Consider the following 18,227-nt stretch of genomic DNA (forward strand, 5'->3'; position numbering starts at 1 on the left):
GGACCGTGCAGACGGATGCGACGCGCCAATCGGGTGTCGGCTGCTGCAGATCAGGGCTGGATCATGACCATTCACACCAAGGCTGCGGCGGCACTCCTGTGCACGACCGCGTGTTTATCGCTGCCGGCACACGCGCAGACGGCCAGCAACATTGATGTCATCAATGTACTGATGCCGTTCAGTCAGCTGCTTTCGACTGAGGCCGGGCGCAGCGTGCTGGCGCAGAATCTGGCCACCTCCATCGCCGTGAACAATGAGGCCGATACAGCCCGTCGTGCGCAAGCCGTCCACGACTACACCATCGATCTTTATCGCGGCACAACCTTGGCCGACGGCCTGGGAACCAAGCTGCAGAGCGTTTATTTCAATTCCATTTTCGCCGGTGATCCGCGAACCACCTCCAACAGCAGCAGTGCCCTGATGGGGGTGCTCACCCAGGCCAATCTGGTTTCGGTTCTCGATGCGAACGCCGCGAAGAACTTCTTCGGTAGCGGTACGGTGGACGGCTATCCCCATTTCACACCGGCGAACGGCGTGTCGCTGCCGGCGGATGGCCAATACAATGTCTATGACACGGCCTATGGCCCGCTGGCGCCGCCGCAGCAGACCAACCTGTCTGGCAATTCGCGTCCCTATCAGGTGGCGCCGGACGCCATTGATGTGTTCTCCGCGCCCGCGTTCGTGGCGCCCGTGGTGGGTGGCACCATGGCCGATACCGTCGGTCCGGGCACTTCCAGCGCGGAACTCAACGCCGATCTCTATGCCAGCGCCGCGTTTCCCAGCGGACATACGGCCTATGGCTACACCACATCGCTGCTGTTCGCGATGATGGTTCCGGAAATGTACCAGGAGATGGTGACGCGCGGTTCCGAGTTCGGCGACAGCCGGATCGTGCTGGGCGCCCACTATGCGCTTGACGTGATCGGTGGTCGCATCACCGCCACTCATGATCTCGTGCAACTGCTCAACAACAACCCCGATTATGCCGGGCAGTCCATCAATCTCGGTGGCGGCCAGGTCATCACCGTGACCTCAGACTTCTGGTCGCTGTTTGAGGCGGCCACCTCACAATTCCGCTCCGTGCTGGCGGACGGCTGCGGCACCGATATCGCAACCTGTGTCGCCAATCAGGCGCCCAACCGTTTCTCCAACTATGCCAAGAACAAGGCGGATTACGAATATCGGCTGACCTACGGGCTGGCGCCCACCGGCCCCACGGATCTGGCGCCGGTGGTGCCGGTGGGCGCGGAGATCCTGCTGGTCACGCGCTTCCCCTATCTTTCCGCCGAGCAGAGGCGTGAGGTCTTGGCCACCACCGAGATCGCTTCCGGCAGCGCGCTCGACGATGGCTCCGGCTGGGCGCGGCTCAATCTGTTCGCGGCCAGCGGTGGCTATGGCGCTTTCCGTAACGACACCACGGTGACCATGGATGCCAGCCTTGGGGGCTTCAACGCGGTCGACAGTTGGCTGAACGACATCTCCGGCGCCGGGCGCCTCACCAAGGCCGGCAGCGGGACCCTGTTCCTGGTGGGTGCCAACAGCTTCGGCGGGGTCAGCGTGGATGGCGGTCTGCTGGGGCTCACCGGCGGGAATGTCCTCACGGGAGCAAGCCGTGTGGGCGGGGCAGGGGCAACCGCGGGCCTCATCGTTTCCGGCACCCTTGCGACCGCTGCCCTGGACGTGCACGACAAGGGCGTACTGATGGGTTCTGGCACCATCTCGGCGCCGGTGAGCGTGCATGCCGGAGGCATCCTCGCGCCTGGCAATGGCGCCGTCGGAACACTCGCCATCGATGGCAACCTGAAGCTGGCGTCGGGGGTCACCACCGAGATCGAGGTGGTCGGCGGTGTTGCCGATGCGGTGACCGTCTCGGGGACGGCGGAGCTGGCTGGCGTGGTCCACGTTTTTGGCGCGCGCAGCGATTTCGAGATCGGCAAGCGCTACGCCATCGTCGCCACCGATGGCGGCAGGATCGGGACTTTTGATGGCGCCGCTTGGGACCAGTCCCTGCTGTTCCTCGACACGAAGCTCTCCTATGACGCGGATGCCGCATATCTGAGCCTCGACCGCAACGACGTCGCTTTCGCGGATGTGGCGCGCAGCGCCAATACTGCGGCCGTCGCCGCGGCCCTTGACCGTCTGGGCCCCGACAATTCCGCGTGGACGGCCGTGGTCGACCAGAGCGACGCTTCGTCCGCGAATGCGGCCTTCAACGCTCTTTCCGGCGAGGTCTATGCCTCCACGCGCGGCGTGCTGATCGAGCGAAGCTCGGATGTGCGTGACACGCTGGTGGACCGGATGCGCAACGCATCGACTGTGGGTGCGGGCGCCGCTGCGGCGCTCTCTCGCGGGCAGCTTGTGGCTTCCTATGCAGAGCCGGGGAGGACTGGCGCCGCCACTGCGGCCATCACCGATGCGGTGGCGGCACCTGCGCCGGCGTATACCTTCTGGGGCCAGGGCTATGGCAATTTCGGGCGGGGCTGGGCCAATGGCAACGCGGCGACCGTCTCGCAGAGCACTGGCGGCTTCCTGACCGGTGTCGATGCCCAGCTCGGCAACCATTGGCTGGTGGGCGTGGCCGGGGGCTATTCCAACACCTCCATCGATGTGGATGATCGGGCTTCGTCCGCGAGCAGCGACAACATCACGGCGGCGCTTTATGCGGCCGCACGCTTCGGCGACCTCGCCTTGCGGCTGGGTGGTGCCTATACCTGGAACGATGTCTCCACCTCGCGCTCGGTGGCTATCTCCGGACTTATGGAAAGCCTGCATTCCACCAGCGACCTGGGCACCGCGCAGCTGTTCGCCGATGTGGGCTATGATGTGGTTGTCGGTGCTTTCGCCTTTGAACCGTTCGCGGCTCTTGCTTATGTGAACCTGTCTGGGGGCGATTTCGTCGAAAGTTTCGGCGGAGCCGCGCTCAAGGGTGGGTCAGTGGATACGGATGTGACGTTCACCACGCTGGGCCTGCGGACGTCGACGGAGGTGGTGTTCGGCGAGGCGACCTATCGCGCCTTGGTTGGGCTCGGTTGGCGACATGCCTTCGGGGATGTGAACCCGACCGCGACCATGGCTTTTGCCGCCGGCTCCCTGCCGTTCGCCACCGAGGGCGCGCCCATCGCCGAGGATGCCGCGTTGGTGGAAGCGGGGCTTGGCGTGCGCTTCAGCCCGGTTGCGCGGCTCGATCTCACCTACCTTGGCCAATTGGCCGGCCCGGCGGTCGACAATGCCTTCAAGGGGACGTTTTCCCTGCGCTTCTGAGGCTCCTTGCAAGCAGGATGGCCCGCGCCTGTGCGCGGGCCATCGTAGATGACGTCCGCGTTTTGGCCTCCGGCCACCTCACGCACGGCGGCTTTTCCAAGCCTGGGTATTTGCAAGTCGCAGTCGAGGCGACTATGCTACGTCTATTCCGGACATTGCGATGTGCTTCGCGGTCCGCCCTCGGGAACGGGGGCGCCAGCGAACCCGCACATGTCCTTCGGTATCGGGCGCTCTGCCCTTGCTGTGGCGTTGGCTGTGCCGCAATGAGGAAAACGGGCCGAACCGACGAATTTCAGAACACGAACCCCAGCCCCCGAGGCCGCCATGTCGACGAATACTCCTTTGATGCCCAAGGCCACCGCCGTTTGGCTGGTGGACAATACGGCACTCTCGTTCGAGCAGATCGGCGATTTCTGCAAGCTGCACCCGCTGGAGGTGAAGGGCATTGCCGATGGCGAGGTGGCGCAGGGCATCAAGGGGCTCGACCCCATTTCTTCCGGCCAGCTGACCCGTGACGAGATCACCCTCGCCGAGAAGGATCCCAACCGCCGCCTGAAGCTGCAGGAATCCAAGGTGCGCCTGCCGGAGCAGAAGAAGCGCCGCGGCCCGCGCTATACCCCCGTGTCGCGCCGTCAGGACCGGCCCAACGCCATCCTGTGGCTGCTGCGCAACCACCCTGAATTGAAGGATGCCCAGGTCATCCGCCTGGTGGGCACCACCAAGTCCACCATCCAGTCCATCAAGGAGCGCACCCACTGGAATGCGGCGCAGCTCACCCCGATGGATCCGGTGACGCTGGGCCTGTGCAGCCAGATCGACCTTGACCTCGAGGTGCAGCGCGCGGCCAAGGATCGGCCCGCCGACATGGTGCAGGACGATCGCGGCGCCACCCTGCTGCCGGCCGATGTCACCACCGGCGAGGAGGCCGAAGAGCCGGCCCGCGGCCGTGGCCGCGAATCCCTCGATCTCGAGACGGTGTTCGCCAAGCTCGGTGGTTCCAAGAAGGGCGAGGAAGAGCCGGAGGAGTGATCCGCCGCTCAGCCCCCGGCGAAGCCGGAGAAGACGAGATCCGGCGCCGTGGGCGCCGGACGGGTGGGCGTCAGGCGGCCCGCCCACAATAAAGTGACATCCGGCGTGTCGGTGAAGCTCATCACCGGCGCCTCGCCGAGCGGGGCCGATGTGCCCGTGCGCCAGGCCAGCCGCGTGATGTCCGCTTCCCCCTGCATCACATAATGGGCCCTGAGGGCCGCGAACGGCGCTGTCACCGGCTGCGCGAAGGTGGCGTCGAGGGCCAGACGCTGCCGGTCGGCGCCCGCCAGGGTCACTTGCGCGCTGCCGCCGTCCGCGAAGCGCAGGGTGAAGCCGCGTCCGTCCGGTGCGATGGCCACCGATGCCAGCTTCACCAGAACCTGCCGTTCCTGCGCCACCGGGCCGATCAGCACCGCCGCGCCAAAGGCGGTGTGGCCGAGGTGGGGCGGCGGCAGGGGACGCAGGCGCCAGGAGCCGTCACCGGGAAACAGGTCCAGCACCGGCACCACCGCGCCGTCGCGCTTGACGGCGAGCTCCACCCGGCCGAAGCCCTCGAACCTCTTGTCTCCCACCCGCACGGGAACCGTCGCCGGCCGCCAGAAATCCGGCGCCCCGTGGCCGCTCACCCGCAGCTCGGCGGTTTCCAGCAGCACCTGTCCATCCGCCCCCTGTGCCACCGGGGGCATCGGGGCGGCGGGATCGGTGGGACAGCCGAGATAGGACGGCACGTCCGCGTCGGAGGCCAGAGCCGTGGTGAAGGCGGGGTGGCGCGCCTCCACATGCAGCCGGCGCACCGCTTCCGAAACGAAGGTGAGAACCAGGTTCTCCGGCCCCGCGCAGCTCGGCGCCGTGCTCTGGTTGCGCACCAGCACGCCCAGGGCAGACGCCGCGCGCGGGCCGATGGATGGCTGGGCGCCGGCAGGCGTCGCCAGCACCGGGGCCATGAAGGGCGTGAACGGGGCGGCGAGCAGCGCTTTCAGCAGCGTGCGGCGCGGCGGGAGCGGAACGGGGGTGGGCATGCGAGGTCCCATGCAAGGTCCCATCCAAGGTCCCCGGGGCGGGGCCATGTGCGGTTCATTCTGGAAGGTCACGGCACAGTAGCAGCCGCGGCCAATTGACATCAAATGCCGAAAGCCCCCTCGCAATCGCTGACGCGGCTCCCCATATGCGTCATATTCCGTTGCGGAAAGGTGGTGCCGGCTTTTGGTATCACGGTAGCAACGTCATTTGGGATGGAGGGTTATCCGTGGGCATGAGGCCGGTTCTGGCGATGCTCGGCATCGTCGCCGCGTTGGGCGTTATGGTGGTGGACAGCGCCGAGGCGCGACGGGGCATGTCGGTGGGCAGCCGCGGCTCGCGCACCTATCAGGCACCCCCCACGACCCAGACGGCGCCGACGCCCGCCGCGCCCATCCAGCGCTCCACCACGCCCCAGCCGGCGGCCTCGTCCACGCCCAATGCATCCGCCATGCGGCCGCAGGCGGCGCGGCCTTCCATGTTCGGCAGCGGCCTCGGCGGCAGCCTCATGCGCGGCCTGCTCATCGGCGGCCTCATCGGCATGCTCATGGGGCACGGCCTGGGTGGCCTTGCCGGCTTCCTCGGCCTGCTGCTGCAGGGCGCGCTGCTGGCGCTGGTGGTGATGCTGGTGCTGCGCTTCTTCCGCCGCCCGCAGCCGGCTCCCGCCGGCGCGACGGCCTATGGCCGCTCCGCCACCGGCCCGGCATCGGGCAACGGTGGCCCGCTCGGTGGCGCCTTGGGCGGTGCCCTGGGGGGCTCCCTCGGGGGGGCCATGGGGCGCGGCATGGGGAGCGGATTGGGGGGCGGGACCGGCACAGCCCAGCCTGCGGCCGCCGCCGCGCGCGGGCCGGTGGACGTGCTGGGTATCACGCCGGCGGATCTCGACACTTTCGAACGGCTGCTCCAGGAAGTCGAGACCGCTTTCGGCCGGGAAGACGCCGCGGCGCTCAAGGCGGTGACCACCCCGGAGGTGTTCGAGGCCATGGCCGAGGAATGGCGTGACAACGCTGCCCGCGGCGTGCGCAACGAAGTCTCCGACGTGAAGCTGCTGCAGGGCGACCTTGCCGAATCGTGGCGCGAGGGGTCCCTGGAATACACTACCGTCGCCATGCGCTTCGAGAGCCGCGACGTGATGGTGGATCGCGCCACCGGTCGCTTCATCTCGGGTGATCGTGACCGGCCGGGTGAAGGCACCGAGGTCTGGACCTTCGTGCGCGAGGCGGGTGGCCCCTGGCGCCTGTCCGCCATGCAGGAGGCGCGCGCGGGGGCCTGAGGCTGCGGCGCAGGGATCCTGAACGGCTCCGTGCGCCGGCATCCCATCGCCGGCGGGGCTTCCCGCCGTCGACGGTCCGTGGTCTAACCGCGGACCATGATCGCTGCCCCCTCCGCTCCGCGCACAGCTGATCCGCCGGCTCCCGGCATCGTCAGCGTCCGCCATCTCTCCAAGACCTACGCCACCGGCCACAGCGCCCTGAAAGACATCACCCTCGACATCGTGCCGGGGGAGATCTTCGCATTGCTCGGCCCCAATGGCGCCGGCAAGACCACCCTCATCTCCACCATCTGCGGCCTGGTGAAGGCGACATCGGGCACCGTCCAGGTGGCCGGCCACGACATCGTCGTCGACTATCGCGCCGCCCGCGCCCGCATCGGCCTGGTGCCGCAGGAGCTGTCGACGGATTCCTTCGAGACCGTCTGGGCCACCGTGAGCTTCTCCCGTGGCCTGTTCGGCCGCAAGGCGAACCCCGCTTATATCGAGACCGTGCTGCGCAGCCTGTCTTTGTGGGAAAAGAAGGATGCCCGCATCATGACGCTCTCGGGCGGCATGAAGCGGCGAGTGCTCATCGCCAAGGCTTTGGCCCACGAGCCCGAGGTGCTGTTCCTGGACGAGCCCAGCGCCGGCGTCGACGTGGAACTGCGCCGCGACATGTGGCGGCTGGTGCGTCGGCTGAAAGAGCAAGGCGTCACCATCATCCTCACCACCCATTATATCGAGGAGGCCGAGGAGATGGCCGACCGGGTGGGGGTGATCAACCGGGGTGAGATCATCCTGGTGGAGGAGAAGGCCACGCTCATGCGCAAGCTGGGGCAAAAGCAGCTTCTCATCGAGCTGGCCGCGCCCCTGGCCGAGGTGCCCGAACTGCTGGCGCCCTATGGCCTTGTCCTGTCCGGCGACGGGCAGATGCTGACCTACAGCTATGGCAGCGCCGACCGGCCGGGCGAGGCGCCCATTGCCGCGCTGCTGGCGGACCTGTCCGCCCAGGGCATCGCCTTCAACGATCTGCGCACCGAGCAGAGCTCGCTGGAGGACATCTTCGTCAGCCTGGTGAGGCCCGCGTCGTGAATCTTCAAGCCATCAGCGCCATCTACCGGTTCGAGATGGCCCGCACCCTGCGCACTGTGCTGCAGAGCGTGGTCTCGCCGGTGATTTCCACCTCGCTCTATTTCGTGGTGTTCGGCTCCGCCATCGGCAGCCGCATGACCCAGGTGGAGCATGTGCCCTATGGGGCCTTCATCGTGCCGGGTCTCATGATGTTGACCCTGCTCACCCAATCCATCTCCAACGCCTCGTTCGCGATCTATTTCCCGCGCTTCTCGGGCACCATCTACGAGATCCTGTCGGCGCCGGTGTCGCCGTTCGAGATCGTGTGCGGCTATGTGGGGGCGTCGGCAACCAAATCGGTGGTGGTGGGGCTCATCATCCTTGGCACCGCCGCGCTGTTCGTGCCCATGGAGATCCGCCATCCGTTCTGGATGCTGGCGTTCCTGGTGCTCACCGCAGTGACCTTCTCGCTGTTCGGCTTCATCATCGGCATCTGGGCCGATGGCTTCGAGCGGCTGCAGCTCATTCCCATGCTGGTGGTGACACCCCTGACCTTCCTGGGCGGCACCTTCTATTCCCTGGATATGCTGCCGCCGCTGTGGCGCACCATCACCCTGTTCAACCCGGTGGTCTATCTGGTCTCCGGCTTCCGCTGGAGCTTCTTCGGCCTGTCGGATGTGGGAGTGGGCATCAGCTTCGGCATGACGCTGCTGTTCCTCGCCGCCTGCCTGTTCATTGTCAGCTGGATGTTCAGAACCGGCTATCGGCTCAAGAGCTGAGCGGCGCCATCGAAAGGGTCTCGCCATGAGCGAAAATCTGCTCCGTCCCGATTACAAGAGCTTCATCGACAGCGCACCTGACATTTATGCGGGCCTCGCCGCCCTCACCAAGGGGGTGGATGCCTCCGGCCTGGAGAAGGGGCTCACCGAGCTGGTCAAGGTGCGGGTGTCGCAGATCAACGGCTGCGCCTTCTGCCTCAAGTTCCATGTGGGTCTTGCCCGGAAGGTGGGGGTGAGCGGGCAGAAGCTCGATCTCGTCGCTGCCTGGCGGGATGCCGGCCTCTATTCGGAGCGCGAGAGCGCGGCCCTGGCCTGGGCCGAGGCGCTGACGGAGCTGGGTGAAGGCGCCGCCTCCGAAGCCGCCTGGGCGGCGCTGCGGGTGGTGTTCAGCGAGGCGGAGGCCACCTATCTCACGGTTTCCATCGCCACCATCAACGCCTGGAACCGCATCGGCGTCGGCCTCCGCTTCGCCCCGCCGGCGTGACGCAAAAAAGCCCCCGCCATGGGCGGGGGCTTTGATTCTGGCGGGGCTCAGATGCCGCCGACGCACACGTACTTGATGTTGAGATAGTCGTCGCAGCCGTATTTGGAGCCCTCGCGGCCCATGCCGCTCTCCTTCACGCCGCCGAACGGGGCGACTTCGGTGGTGAGCACGCCGGCATTGACGCCCACCTGGCCATATTCCAGCTGTTCGGAGACGCGGAAGGCGCGGCCGAGGTCCTTGGTGAAGAAATAGCAGGCGAGGCCGTATTCCGTGGCATTGGCATAGGAGACCGCCTCTTCCTCGGTCTCAAACTTGAACAGCGGCGCCAGCGGGCCGAAGATCTCATCGCGGGCGAACGCCATGTCCTGGGTGGCGCCGGTGAGCACCGTGGGCTCGAAGAAGGTGCCGCCCTGGGCCGGCTGCTGGCCGCCGGTGACGACCTTGGCGCCCTTGTCCAGGGCGTCCTTCAACAGCCGGTTCACCTTGGCGAGCGCCCGGTCGTCGATCAGCGGACCGGCGGTGACGCCCGCCTCCAGGCCATTGCCGATCTTCAGCTTTTTGGCAGCCTCGGCGAATTTGGCGGCGAAGGCGTCATAAATGCCGGCCTGCACATAGAAGCGGTTGGCGCACACGCAGGTCTGGCCCACGTTGCGGAACTTGGAGGCGATGGCCTGCTCCACCGCGAGGTCGAGGTCGGCATCGTCGAACACCAGGAAGGGGGCGTTGCCGCCGAGCTCCATGGAGATCTTCTTCATGGTGTCCGCCGACTGCTTCATGAGCAGCTTGCCCACCGGGGTGGAGCCGGTGAACGTCACCTTCTTCACCAGCGGGTTGGCGGTCATTTCGGCGCCGATGGCCGGGGCATCGCCCACCACGATGTTGACGACGCCGGACGGAATGCCCGCCATCTCCGCCAGCACGCCCCAGGCCAGGCCCGAATAGGGGGTGAGCTCGGAGGGCTTCGCCACCACCGTGCAGCCCGCGGCCAGCGCCGCGCCGATCTTGCGCGAGAGCATGGAGGAGGGGAAGTTCCAGGGGGTCACGGCGGCGCAGACGCCCACCGGCTCCTTGGTCACCATGATGCGGCGGTTGGCCCAGGGGGAGGGGATGACATCGCCATAGATGCGCCGGGCTTCCTCGGCGAACCAGCGCACATAAGCGGCGGAGGCGCCGATTTCGCCACGGGCCTCGGCCAGCGGCTTGCCCTGCTCGGTGGTGAGCAGCACCGCCAGTTCCTCGGTATGGGCGATGATGAGGTCGGCCAGCTTGTGCAGCTTGGCGGCCCGCTCGGCGGCGGTCAGTGCCTTCCAGAGCCGGAAGGCGGCTGAGGCGGCCTCGATGGCGCGCCGGGTCTCGGCGGCGCCTGCCTTGGGGATGGAGCCGATGAGGGCGCCGGTGGCGGGATTGTGAACGGCGATGGTCGCGCCATCGTCCGCGTCCACCCATTGGCCGCCAATCAGCATTTTCTCGCGCAGAAGGGTGAAGGCGGGCGTGTGCGGGTGCGCAAGAGGCTGGGATGCGGCCATGACGGGCTCCTTGGGACGTTGCGGCGGCGCGGCAGGGCGCGCCGCCGCTCATATAAGACGAAAGGCGCACGGCGGGGAGGTGTTCGTGATGCACCGGCGTGGCGGCTATCGCGTCGCCGCTGGTGTCGGCGTTCAGGCCGGCTTGCGGGCCACCAGGTCCACCAGCGCCGACAGGCCGTTGTGGGCGGCGCCCTCGGCGATCTCGGCGTCGTAGCTCACCAGCTCCACGATCTCCAGATCGGCGAACGCGGTGCGCAGCAGCTCTTCCGTATAGAGATTGTCGAGCTGGCCCGGTCCGCCGGTGCGATACTCCAGCTGCTTGGGGCCATAGCCCTCCAGCAGCAGCACGCCGCCGGGCTTGAGGGCGCGGCGAATACCCTCGAACATCTTCGCCCGCGGCTCCGGGCCGAGAAACTGGATGAAGATGCCGGCAATCACGTCATAGGCGGCCTCGGGCCAGGTCCAATCGGCGAGGTCCACCAGCTCCAGCTCGAGGCTCACGCCCCGTTCGGCGGCAAGGCGGCGGGCCTTGTCCTGGGCGACGCTGGAGGCATCCACCGCATGCACCGAAAGGCCCTGCTCGGCTAGCCAGATGCCGTTGCGGCCTTCGCCGTCGGCAATGGCCAGGGCCCGGCCGCCGGCGGTGAGCCGCGGCGCCTGCCGGGCCAGAAACGCATTGGGGGCAACGCCGAAGAGATAATCCTCGCGCGTATAGCGTTCATTCCAGAATGCCGTCATATCCACTCTCACCTTCGCCCAACGTCACGCCCGCCCGCGGTGCGGGTGCGGCGTACTCCGAGACTCGAAACGGGAACGCGGTTCTGAGCCGTGTGGCTGCGGGTTGCAGCATCACACCGGTCGGCGGCACCTTAAGGGCGTTCGTGGCCGGCGCTGCCATCCTGGGGCGAGGTGACGCAGGGGTCGCTTTCCCTTGATCGAGGTCAAGCGAAAGCGATGTTTTGGAAATATATTGAGCGCTTCCAAGGAGGAGGTGTGCCGTGCTGAAAGTTGCAGTTCTCATCTGGTCGGTTCTGGCGGTGGCGTTTGCCGGCATTCTGGTGATGGTCGTGCTGAACGTTCCGACCCCGGCGCAGGAGGACATGCGGGCCATTCCGATCGCCGCGGCCATCGGCGCGGTGCTGGCGATTCCCGCTTCCATCTTCGTGGCCAAGCGCATCCTGGCCCTGACCGCCAAGCCCGGCAACGGGCCCCAGGGCAGCTGAGCGGGTGGGTCCCGTGTGTCGCGAGGCGCGGCACACGGTGAACGCCGGAGCGGCGCGGTCCGCCCTGTGCGCCGGTAGGCTTCGCACGGGTGTTCTCTCTCGCGGGTCTTGCCGCGGGCCCGGCGCGTTCGCCTGACGCCGTCCTATCCTCCTGACGGCCTGTAGCAGTCTGAAACACAACGCCCCGGCCGGAGCTGATCCGACCGGGGCGTTTGCGTTTCAGGGACCGGCCCGCAGGGCCGGTGCTACTCCGCGGCGTCGGGCAAAGGCTGCGGCGCGGTCCAGCGCAGCACCGGGGCACGGGCGGCGCGGGTCTCGTCCAGCCGCCGACGCGGGGCATAGTGCGGCGCGCCGAGGAAGCGCTGGGTGTCTCCGGCCTTGGCCGCCATGGCGAGATCCCGCAAGGCGGCGATGAACAGGTCGAGGGACGCCTTCGATTCGCTCTCGGTGGGCTCGATGAGCATGGCCCCGTGCACCACCAGCGGGAAATACACCGTCATCGGGTGATAGCCCTCGTCGATGAGTGCCTTCGCCACGTCCAGGGTGCTGATGCCGGTGCCGGCGAGCCAGGTGTCGTCGAACAGCGCCTCATGCATGGCCGGGCGCTCGGCGAACGGGGCCGAGAGCAGGTCCATGAGGCTGGCGCGCACGTAATTGGCGGCGAGCACCGCGTCTTCCGACGCCTGGCGCATGCCGTCGGCGCCGTGGGAGAGCATCCAGGCCAGCGCCCGCACGAACATGCCCATCTGCCCATGGAACGCGCTCATGCGGCCGAGGGCCTGTTCCGCGCCGGTGCCGCCCCGCTCTTCCGCCAGGGCCAGGGTGCCGTCGGTCTCCACCAGGGCCGGCACCGGGGCGAACGGCGCCAGCGCCTGGGACAGCACCACCGGGCCGGCGCCGGGACCGCCGCCGCCATGGGGTGTGGAGAAGGTCTTGTGCAGGTTGATGTGCATGGCATCGACCCCGAGGTCGGCCACCTTCACCTTGCCCAGGATGGCGTTGAAGTTCGCGCCGTCGCAGTAGAAATAGGCGCCCGCCGCGTGCACGGCGGCGGCGATCTCCACCACGTCCCGCTCGAACAGGCCGCAGGTGTTGGGGTTGGTGAGCATCAGCGCCGCGACTTCAGGGGAGAGCGCCGCGCGCACCGCCTCCGGGTCCACCGTGCCATCGGCACGGGCGGGGATGGCCCGCACCTCATAGCCGATGAGGGCGGCGGTGGCCGGGTTGGTGCCATGGGCGCTTTCGGGCACCAGCACCACATGGCGGCTGGAGCCCGCCGCCATGTGCGCGGCCTTGATGGCCATCATGCCGGTGAGCTCGCCATGGGCCCCGGCCTTGGGCGGCAGGGCCACCGCCGCCATGCCGGTGAGCGCCAGCAGATAGCGCGACAGCTCCGCCATCAGCGCCAGCGCCCCCTGCACGGTGGAGACCGGCTGCAGCGGGTGGATGTCGGCAAAGCCGGGCAGCCGCGCCATCTTCTCATTGAGGCGCGGGTTGTGCTTCATGGTGCACGAGCCGAGCGGGAAGAGGCCGCTGTCGATGCCGTAATTCATGCGCGAGAGGCGCACGTAATGGCGCATGGCCTCCGGTTCGCTCAGCCCCGGCAGGCCGAGGGCGGCGGTGCGGCCGTGGCCGCCCAGGCGGTCGGCGCCGCCCTTGGGCGCGGGCAGGTCGACGCCGGACACTTCCGGGCGTCCCACCTCGAACAGCAGGCCTTCCTCGAGATCGAGGGCCCGGTTGCCGGTGAAGGTTTCGGGGGCAGGGGTGGGGGCAGGGGTGGAGAGGGGAGCGGGCGCGGTGGCGCCCCGGCCTTCGCGGTTCATCACAGCACCTCCTTGAGGGCCGCGGCGAACGCGGCGCGGTCCTCTGCGGTGGTCACCTCGGTGGCCGCCACCAGCAGCAAATTGTCGAGCCCCGCAGCCGGGGCGAGGCGGGCATAGGGCACGCCGGCCAGAATGCCCTTCCGCGCCAGCTCCTCCACCACATCCACCGCCGGGCGCGGCAGGCGCACGGTGAATTCGTTGAAGAAGCTGGTGTTGACGAGGCTCACGCCGGGCACTGCCGCGAGCTGTTCGGCGAGATCGCAGGCGGCTTCATGGTTGAGCCGGGCGAGCTTGGTGAGGCCCTGTTCGCCGAGCAGGGACATGTGGATGGTGAAGGCTAGCGCGCACAGCCCCGAATTGGTGCAGATGTTGGACGTCGCCTTCTCGCGGCGGATATGCTGCTCGCGGGTGGAGAGGGTGAGCACGAAGCCGCGCCGCCCCTCGGCGTCCACCGTCTCACCGGCAAGGCGGCCGGGCATCTGCCGCACATATTTCTGGCGGGTGGCGAACAGGCCCACATAGGGCCCGCCGAAATTGAGGGCGTTGCCGATGGACTGGCCCTCGCCCACCACGATGTCCGCGCCCTGGGCACCGGGGGGCTCCACCAGGCCGAGGGCGACCGCCTCGGTGAACACCGCCACCAGCAGCGCGCCGGCGGCGTGGGCCGCTTCCGCGATGGGCTTCAGATCCACCAGGTTGCCGAACACGTCCGGGCTCTGCACCACGATGCAGGAGGTGTCCTTGTCGATGCCGGCGATGAGGTCTTCGCCCCCTTCCGGCCGGGCCGGCAGCGCCGTGACCACATCGTCCGCATAACGCGAGACGGTCTCGATGGTGGCGCGATACTGGGGATTGAGATTGCCCGCCAGCACCGCCTTGCGGCGGCGGGTGACCCGGTGGGCCATCAGCACCGCCTCGGCGGCGGCGGTGGAGCCGTCATACATGGAGGCGTTGGCCACCTCCATGGCGGTGAGGGCGGCCACCTGGGTCTGGAACTCGAACAGATATTGCAGCGTGCCCTGGGCGATCTCGGGCTGATAGGGCGTGTAGGAGGTGAGGAACTCCGAGCGCTGGATCAGGTGATCGACGGTGGCGGGCACATGGTGGCGATAGGCGCCGGCGCCCAGGAAGAAGGGCACCGAGCCGGCCGTCATGTTGCGCCCGGCGAGGCGCGCCAGCTGCCGTTCCACCTCCAGCTCACCCTTGGCGGGCGGCAGGTCGGGCAAAGAGGTCATGCGCTTGTCGGCGGGAATATCGACGAACAGGTCGTCGACGGTGGGAACGCCGATGCGCGCCAGCATCTCGGCGCGGTCCTCGGCGGTGAGGGGAAGATAACGCATGGGGGTCCCTCAGGCCTTCACGACGCGCGGAAGGATGACCATCTCGGCGCGCAGGGAATGGGCCACGTAGCATTCCGCATGTGCCTTGTGGTGGATGGCGGCGAGCTCTTCCTCGGTGGGGATTGTCTCGCCGGAAACCGTCATCACCGGAGTGAGGGTGACGCGGGACAGGAACAGCTTGCCGGCGGCGTTGGGGGTCAATTCTCCCACGGCCGCATCCTCATAGCTGTCCACGGTGAGCCCGGCCTTGCGGGCGAAATCGAGGGCGAACAGCATGTGGCAGCTGGAGGCGGCCGCCACCAGCGCCTCCTCCGGATCCACCGCGTCCTCGCGGGAGAGGGGCAGCCGCACCGAGGAGGGCGCGGAGGAGCCAGGCACCTCCAGCCCATCGAACGCCCACACATGGGCGCGGGAGTAACGGCCGTCGGTGAAGACGGCGCCGTCCCGGCTCCACCTTATGGTGGCATGGAAATCATGTGCCATGGGGGCGCCTCAGAGGGTTTCGAGGAAGGCCTTGTAGGCGGCCTCGTCCATCAGGGTGTCGAGCTCGGCGGGGTTGGTGATCTTGAGCTTAAGGAACCAGCCCGAGCCTTCCGGCTCTTCGTTCACCAGGGCCGGATTGCCTTCCAGCTCGGTGTTGACCTCCACCACCTCGCCGGAAACCGGGGCATAGACCTCACTCGCCGCCTTCACGCTCTCCACCACCGCGGCTTCCTTGCCCAGGGCCACGGTCTTGCCCACCTCGGGCAGCTCCACGAACACCACGTCGCCGAGCTGGCTCTGGGCATAGGCGGAAATGCCCACCACCCCGGTGTCGCCCTCGACGCGCACATATTCATGGTCCTTGCTGTAACGCACGCTGCTCATGGCTCAGGCCCCCACGGGATTGGCTTTGGCGGCGCGGGCATAGCGCGCCGGAATGAAGGGAAGGGTGGTGACGGTGGCGGCAAGCGGCTTGCCGCGCACTAGGAGGTGAAGGGCGGTGCCGGGCGCCGCGAGGGCGGGGGGCACATAGCCCATGGCGATGGGCGCGTTCAGGCTCGGGGCGAAGCCGCCGGAGGTGACGATGCCCACCACCGCGCCGTCATGGACGATCTCGGCGCCTTCACGGGCGGGGGCGCGGCCTTCCAACTTCAGGCCCACCCGCACCCGGCTCGGTCCTTCGGCCAGCTCTTGTTGGATGCGCGCGGCGCCGGGGAAGCCGCCCTCGGTGCGGCGGCGCTTCTGGATCGACCACACCAGGGCGGCTTCCACCGGCGAGGTGGTGGTGTCGATGTCATGGCCGTAGAGGCACAGGCCCGCTTCCAGGCGCAGGCTGTCGCGGGCGCCAAGGCCGATGGGCTTCACCTCCGGCTCGCCGAGGAGCGCGGTCCAGATGGCGGGGGCGTCCCCCTCCGCCATGGAGATCTCGAAGCCGTCCTCGCCGGTATAGCCGGAACGGGAGATGTGCACCGGCAGACCGTCGAACCGGGCGGGGGTCGCCGTCATGAAGGCGAGGCCTTCCGCCTCAGCGCAATGGCGCGCCAGCGCGATGACCGCCTCTGGCCCCTGGATGGCGATGAGCGCCCGATCCGGCTGCGGCGTCAGCCGCACGTTCTCGGGCAGGTGGCGGGCGATGTGGGCGAAATCGGCGGCCTTGCCGGCGGCATTCACCACCAGCAGCAGCCGGCCGTCCTCTGCCGGATCCACCGGTCGGGTGACCATCAGATCGTCAAGGATGCCGCCGGCGTCGTCCAGCAGCTGGGAATAGCGCTGCTGGCCGGGCTTCAGATTGAGGATGTCCGCCGGCAGCAGGGCTTCCAGGGCGCGGGCGGTGGTGGCGTGATCGGGCCCCTCCAGCAGGGCCTGACCCATGTGGGAGACATCAAACAGGCCCGCATGGGCGCGCGTCCAATGGTGCTCGGCGAGGATGCCATCGGGATATTGCACCGGCATCTCATAGCCGGCGAACGGCACGATGCGGGCCCCGAGGGCGACATGGGCCGCGAACAGCGGCGTGGTATGGAGAAGGGTTTTTATGAACGGATCGACGGCGTCTGTCATCGCAGCTCCTGAGCAGGGCGCCAAAACTCAGAACCCGTGAAGGTTCCAGCGGCGCCCCCTCTGTCTGCGAGACCTGAGAGATTTCACCGTGCCGTGTGGACCGGCGCGGCTTACTCCTTCGGTGAGCCGGCGCCTCTTCACGAGGCCCCAAGGCTGCTTTCCAGAGCGTCGTCCCCCTGCGGTCCTTTGGCCTGAGCGGTTCCGGGGCGGTTGCGCCTTCGGCGCCGGCGTCGCATCCGTTTGAACGGTGCAGCCGGTCTCTCCCGCAGGGATCATCCGAAACGATGCCCGGCGATGCGGCGTAAAGCACGAATCCGCAGGGTCAGCGTATCGGCGGTGACAATAGGCAATCGGCAGCGGGCGTCAACTGCTGGCTGACACCCGCCCACGCTTTCCGCCGTCGCGCCCGACGGCGGCCCCGCTGGGGGCGACTCAGTTCGGCGGCGGATCGAAGGCGTTGCCCGACGGCGGCGCGGTGAAGCCGCCGCCGCTGCTGCTGGTGCCACTGGTGCTGGTGGGGCCGGAGGGCGGCGGTCCGAACACGTCATCGGCCGGCGGGCCGCGATCGGGCTTGGGGGTGGTCGCCCGCGTGCTCGCGGCGGGCGCGCTGGCCTCCGGCTTGGGCTGGGCGGGCGCGGCCGGGCGGGTGCGGCGCGGCCGGCTGGCAGCCGGCGCCGGCTTTTCGCCCTGCGCGTCATAACCCACGTAGATCACGTAGCGCTCAAGCTCGTCTACCTTGGGAAGGGGGAAGGAGAGCTGGTCCTCGATCACCGTGTAGGGCGCCTGTTGCTGGCCCTGTGCCACCTGAACCGGCACCTTGAAGAATTTGGTGGTGATGGTCTTCGGGGTGGGGCCTTCCTCGACCACGGCGATCCGCACCGGCACGTTGATGGTGCCGGGGGTGCCCTTCTCGCCAAGGATCACCCGTCCCTCGATGCCCACCTTCACGGTCATGGTCTGGCCGGCGATGGCGCATTCCCGCGCCAGCTGGCCCACATTGCCCTGGTAGCGCAGGCCGTTGGCATCGCCCACCTGCCACACGCCGGCGCCGGTGCGCACGGTCACGGAGGGGCAGCTGTAGGTGACCGCGTCGGCGCCGGTCCCCACGGTGAGGGAGGGAGTGGCCGCGCTGGACACGCCGGCGGCGCGACCGGTGGCCACGCCGGTATCCTGGGCGCCGAAGGCTCCATCCAGGTTCTCGCCTGCGGCGCATCCCGCCATTGCCAGCGCCAATGCCATGCCGGCAATGCTGCGTGCGGAGGTGGCTGCTTGCGCAAGAGCCATGTTGCTCAACTCCTTGGCCTGCCCTGATCGGGCGAGGTTATAGCAAAGCGGCGGCGCAGCGGCACCGCCTGGCGGCGGAATTCCCGCCACGGGTC

Annotated in this window: 16 protein-coding genes and 2 riboswitches; of the genes, 7 read left to right on the forward strand and 9 right to left on the reverse strand. The window is 68.1% G+C overall.

Annotated elements, in window-relative coordinates:
• Window positions 1–63 precede the first annotated feature (63 nt).
• Both ACU4E7_RS12850 and ACU4E7_RS12855 read left to right on the forward strand, forming a co-directional pair.
• Window positions 64–3,261, forward strand: a complete 3,198-nt coding sequence (locus ACU4E7_RS12850; RefSeq protein ID WP_447019086.1) for an autotransporter domain-containing protein — start codon at window positions 64–66, stop codon at window positions 3,259–3,261.
• 324 nt (window positions 3,262–3,585) lie between these two features.
• Entirely contained in the window at window positions 3,586–4,290 is a 705-nt protein-coding gene (locus ACU4E7_RS12855; RefSeq protein WP_238120155.1) for a DUF1013 domain-containing protein, read from the forward strand.
• Window positions 4,291–4,298: 8 nt separating this feature from the next.
• Here the strand turns inward: ACU4E7_RS12855 and ACU4E7_RS12860 are convergent, their stop codons facing one another.
• Window positions 4,299–5,309 carry a hypothetical protein gene (locus ACU4E7_RS12860; protein WP_238120156.1) on the reverse strand — a complete coding sequence of 337 codons (1,011 nt, stop codon included), beginning with the start codon at window positions 5,307–5,309 and terminating at the stop codon, window positions 4,299–4,301.
• A gap of 233 nt (window positions 5,310–5,542) precedes the next feature.
• Between ACU4E7_RS12860 and ACU4E7_RS12865 the strand changes: the two genes are divergently transcribed.
• The 4 genes from ACU4E7_RS12865 to ACU4E7_RS12880 all read left to right on the forward strand — a co-directional run bounded on the left by ACU4E7_RS12865 (window position 5,543) and on the right by ACU4E7_RS12880 (window position 8,893).
• Entirely contained in the window at window positions 5,543–6,580 is a 1,038-nt protein-coding gene (locus tag ACU4E7_RS12865; protein WP_447019087.1) for a TIM44-like domain-containing protein, read from the forward strand.
• Between the two features lie 96 nt (window positions 6,581–6,676).
• A complete protein-coding gene (locus ACU4E7_RS12870; RefSeq protein ID WP_238120157.1) occupies window positions 6,677–7,651 on the forward strand; it encodes an ABC transporter ATP-binding protein in 975 nt (324 codons plus the stop codon).
• A complete protein-coding gene (locus ACU4E7_RS12875) occupies window positions 7,648–8,409 on the forward strand; it encodes an ABC transporter permease (RefSeq protein ID WP_238120158.1) in 762 nt (253 codons plus the stop codon). The genes ACU4E7_RS12870 and ACU4E7_RS12875 overlap by 4 nt, the downstream gene beginning before the upstream one ends.
• Before the next feature lie 25 nt (window positions 8,410–8,434).
• Window positions 8,435–8,893 carry a carboxymuconolactone decarboxylase family protein gene (locus tag ACU4E7_RS12880; protein WP_447019088.1) on the forward strand — a complete coding sequence of 153 codons (459 nt, stop codon included), beginning with the start codon at window positions 8,435–8,437 and terminating at the stop codon, window positions 8,891–8,893.
• A gap of 47 nt (window positions 8,894–8,940) precedes the next feature.
• On the opposite strand, the gene ACU4E7_RS12885 is transcribed toward ACU4E7_RS12880, so the two are convergent.
• Both ACU4E7_RS12885 and ACU4E7_RS12890 read right to left on the reverse strand, forming a co-directional pair.
• Entirely contained in the window at window positions 8,941–10,419 is a 1,479-nt protein-coding gene (locus ACU4E7_RS12885; RefSeq protein ID WP_447019089.1) for an NAD-dependent succinate-semialdehyde dehydrogenase, read from the reverse strand.
• A 132-nt stretch (window positions 10,420–10,551) separates the two neighbouring features.
• Window positions 10,552–11,157: an SAM-dependent methyltransferase gene (locus ACU4E7_RS12890; RefSeq protein ID WP_447019090.1), complete on the reverse strand. Its 606-nt coding sequence runs from the start codon at window positions 11,155–11,157 to the stop codon at window positions 10,552–10,554.
• Between the two features lie 260 nt (window positions 11,158–11,417).
• On the opposite strand from ACU4E7_RS12890, the gene ACU4E7_RS12895 reads away from it, so the two are divergent.
• Entirely contained in the window at window positions 11,418–11,642 is a 225-nt protein-coding gene (locus ACU4E7_RS12895) for a hypothetical protein (protein WP_238120161.1), read from the forward strand.
• A 245-nt stretch (window positions 11,643–11,887) separates the two neighbouring features.
• On the opposite strand, the gene gcvPB is transcribed toward ACU4E7_RS12895, so the two are convergent.
• The 6 genes from gcvPB to ACU4E7_RS12925 all read right to left on the reverse strand — a co-directional run bounded on the left by gcvPB (window position 11,888) and on the right by ACU4E7_RS12925 (window position 18,132).
• The gene (gene gcvPB, locus ACU4E7_RS12900; RefSeq protein ID WP_447019091.1) at window positions 11,888–13,465 is read right to left on the reverse strand and encodes an aminomethyl-transferring glycine dehydrogenase subunit GcvPB; all 1,578 of its coding nucleotides are present in this window, start codon (window positions 13,463–13,465) and stop codon (window positions 11,888–11,890) included.
• Entirely contained in the window at window positions 13,465–14,805 is a 1,341-nt protein-coding gene (gene gcvPA, locus ACU4E7_RS12905) for an aminomethyl-transferring glycine dehydrogenase subunit GcvPA (RefSeq protein ID WP_447019092.1), read from the reverse strand. The genes gcvPB and gcvPA overlap by 1 nt, the downstream gene beginning before the upstream one ends.
• 9 nt (window positions 14,806–14,814) lie before the next feature.
• Window positions 14,815–15,288: an OsmC family protein gene (locus ACU4E7_RS12910; RefSeq protein WP_238120164.1), complete on the reverse strand. Its 474-nt coding sequence runs from the start codon at window positions 15,286–15,288 to the stop codon at window positions 14,815–14,817.
• A 9-nt stretch (window positions 15,289–15,297) separates the two neighbouring features.
• A complete protein-coding gene (gene gcvH, locus ACU4E7_RS12915; RefSeq protein ID WP_238120165.1) occupies window positions 15,298–15,672 on the reverse strand; it encodes a glycine cleavage system protein GcvH in 375 nt (124 codons plus the stop codon).
• 3 nt (window positions 15,673–15,675) lie between these two features.
• Window positions 15,676–16,848 carry a glycine cleavage system aminomethyltransferase GcvT gene (gene gcvT, locus ACU4E7_RS12920; protein WP_447019093.1) on the reverse strand — a complete coding sequence of 391 codons (1,173 nt, stop codon included), beginning with the start codon at window positions 16,846–16,848 and terminating at the stop codon, window positions 15,676–15,678.
• A 58-nt stretch (window positions 16,849–16,906) separates the two neighbouring features.
• Window positions 16,907–17,014, reverse strand: a riboswitch (glycine riboswitch).
• A 3-nt stretch (window positions 17,015–17,017) separates the two neighbouring features.
• Window positions 17,018–17,124, reverse strand: a riboswitch (glycine riboswitch).
• A 156-nt stretch (window positions 17,125–17,280) separates the two neighbouring features.
• Window positions 17,281–18,132 carry a hypothetical protein gene (locus ACU4E7_RS12925; protein ID WP_238120167.1) on the reverse strand — a complete coding sequence of 284 codons (852 nt, stop codon included), beginning with the start codon at window positions 18,130–18,132 and terminating at the stop codon, window positions 17,281–17,283.
• Window positions 18,133–18,227 lie beyond the last annotated feature (95 nt).

Source organism: Xanthobacter sp. ZOL 2024, from assembly GCF_052932325.1.

Bases quoted from the DNA above. Each gene is read 5' to 3' on its own strand.
- ACU4E7_RS12865 (WP_447019087.1), top strand. From the start codon at position 5,543: ATGAGGCCGGTTCTGGCGATGCTCGGCATCGTCGCCGCGTTGGGCGTT.
- ACU4E7_RS12870 (WP_238120157.1), top strand. From the start codon at position 6,677: ATGATCGCTGCCCCCTCCGCTCCGCGCACAGCTGATCCGCCGGCTCCC.
- ACU4E7_RS12885 (WP_447019089.1), bottom strand. From the start codon at position 10,419: ATGGCCGCATCCCAGCCTCTTGCGCACCCGCACACGCCCGCCTTCACC.
- ACU4E7_RS12850 (WP_447019086.1), top strand. From the start codon at position 64: ATGACCATTCACACCAAGGCTGCGGCGGCACTCCTGTGCACGACCGCG.
- gcvPA (WP_447019092.1), bottom strand. From the start codon at position 14,805: ATGCGTTATCTTCCCCTCACCGCCGAGGACCGCGCCGAGATGCTGGCG.
- ACU4E7_RS12855 (WP_238120155.1), top strand. From the start codon at position 3,586: ATGTCGACGAATACTCCTTTGATGCCCAAGGCCACCGCCGTTTGGCTG.
- gcvPB (WP_447019091.1), bottom strand. From the start codon at position 13,465: ATGAACCGCGAAGGCCGGGGCGCCACCGCGCCCGCTCCCCTCTCCACC.
- ACU4E7_RS12890 (WP_447019090.1), bottom strand. From the start codon at position 11,157: ATGACGGCATTCTGGAATGAACGCTATACGCGCGAGGATTATCTCTTC.
- ACU4E7_RS12925 (WP_238120167.1), bottom strand. From the start codon at position 18,132: ATGGCTCTTGCGCAAGCAGCCACCTCCGCACGCAGCATTGCCGGCATG.
- ACU4E7_RS12860 (WP_238120156.1), bottom strand. From the start codon at position 5,309: ATGCCCACCCCCGTTCCGCTCCCGCCGCGCCGCACGCTGCTGAAAGCG.
- gcvH (WP_238120165.1), bottom strand. From the start codon at position 15,672: ATGAGCAGCGTGCGTTACAGCAAGGACCATGAATATGTGCGCGTCGAG.
- gcvT (WP_447019093.1), bottom strand. From the start codon at position 16,848: ATGACAGACGCCGTCGATCCGTTCATAAAAACCCTTCTCCATACCACG.
- ACU4E7_RS12880 (WP_447019088.1), top strand. From the start codon at position 8,435: ATGAGCGAAAATCTGCTCCGTCCCGATTACAAGAGCTTCATCGACAGC.
- ACU4E7_RS12910 (WP_238120164.1), bottom strand. From the start codon at position 15,288: ATGGCACATGATTTCCATGCCACCATAAGGTGGAGCCGGGACGGCGCC.